This window comes from Alteromonas sp. DY56-G5 (assembly GCF_041414725.1).
In the GTDB taxonomy this organism is placed as follows: Bacteria; Pseudomonadota; Gammaproteobacteria; order Enterobacterales; family Alteromonadaceae; genus Alteromonas; species Alteromonas macleodii.
Map to the genome: position 1 here is coordinate 1 of NZ_JANHZQ010000128.1, position 973 is coordinate 973.

At 50.2% G+C, this 973-nt stretch carries 1 protein-coding gene and 1 pseudogene; both read left to right on the top strand.

What is annotated here, in order from left to right; genetic code table 11:
- Positions 1-76: 76 nt before the first annotated feature.
- The gene (locus NO989_RS21840; RefSeq protein WP_034734407.1) at positions 77-583 is read left to right on the top strand and encodes a transposase; all 507 of its coding nucleotides are present in this window, start codon (positions 77-79) and stop codon (positions 581-583) included.
- Positions 584-669: 86 nt separating this feature from the next.
- Positions 670-973, top strand: a pseudogene (locus NO989_RS21845) (IS3 family transposase); the annotation flags it as partial.

Sequence of the window (973 nt, forward strand, 5' to 3'; positions counted from 1 at the left end):
CCCACTATGTCAACCTTGTTGTCCAGTTGGCAATTTCGCCATTAGTTAATAAACAGTGGGCGGCATAGGTTCATGTATGCCACGTTATTCTGAAGAGCGTAAAGCTGCAACGCTCAAAAAATTATTACCGCCACAGAGTCGTTCTGTAAATTCTGTGGCTGATGAGGATGGGATCAGTCCGCAAACCTTGTATCATTGGTTAAAACAATGTCGTGAGCAAGGAGTTGCAGTGCCCGGACATCAAAAACAGGCTGACCAATGGTCCGCTGAAGACAAGTTAGCCATCGTTATCGAAACCGCCGGCTTATCGGAAGCCGAACTGTCGGCTTATTGCCGTGAAAAAGGGTTATTTACCGAGCAGGTCAAACAGTGGCGTACCGATTGCCTGCAGGGCTTTGGCCGCACTGCTGACAGTGAGCGCCAGGTAAAACAAGAGCGTAAAAAAACGACCAAAGAAATCAAAAAGCTTAAAGCCGAGGTTCGCCGCAAAGATAAAGCGTTGGCCGAGACCAGTGCCCTGTTGGTGCTTTCAAAAAAGCTCGAAGCCTTATACGGGGACGAACCGGACAACGAGGACGACTAACGCCGCAAAGCGAGCGTATAAGGCTACTCGATTACTTTAACGAAGCGGTTAATAACGGCGCATCCCGCCATCAGGCAGCGCATGTTATGTGCATAAGCCAACGCACGTTAAAGCGCTGGGCTAACAATCCGACGCCGGATAAACGGCCCACAACAGCGCCGGTTAAACAACCGCGGCAGTTGAGCGAAGACGAAGAGCAGCGCATCCTGATGGTCTGTAATTTACCGCAGTATGCGGATTTACCGGCCTCACAAATCGTGCCGTTACTGGCCGATAAAGGCGTTTATATTGGCTCTGAATCAACGATTTACCGGGTGCTGAAAAAGCACCGGCAATTAACACACCGGGGCAAAGCAAAACCCCGGAATAAGCATCCGTTGCCGACCAGTT

Bases quoted from the DNA above. Each gene is read 5' to 3' on its own strand.
- NO989_RS21840 (WP_034734407.1), top strand. From the start codon at position 77: ATGCCACGTTATTCTGAAGAGCGTAAAGCTGCAACGCTCAAAAAATTA.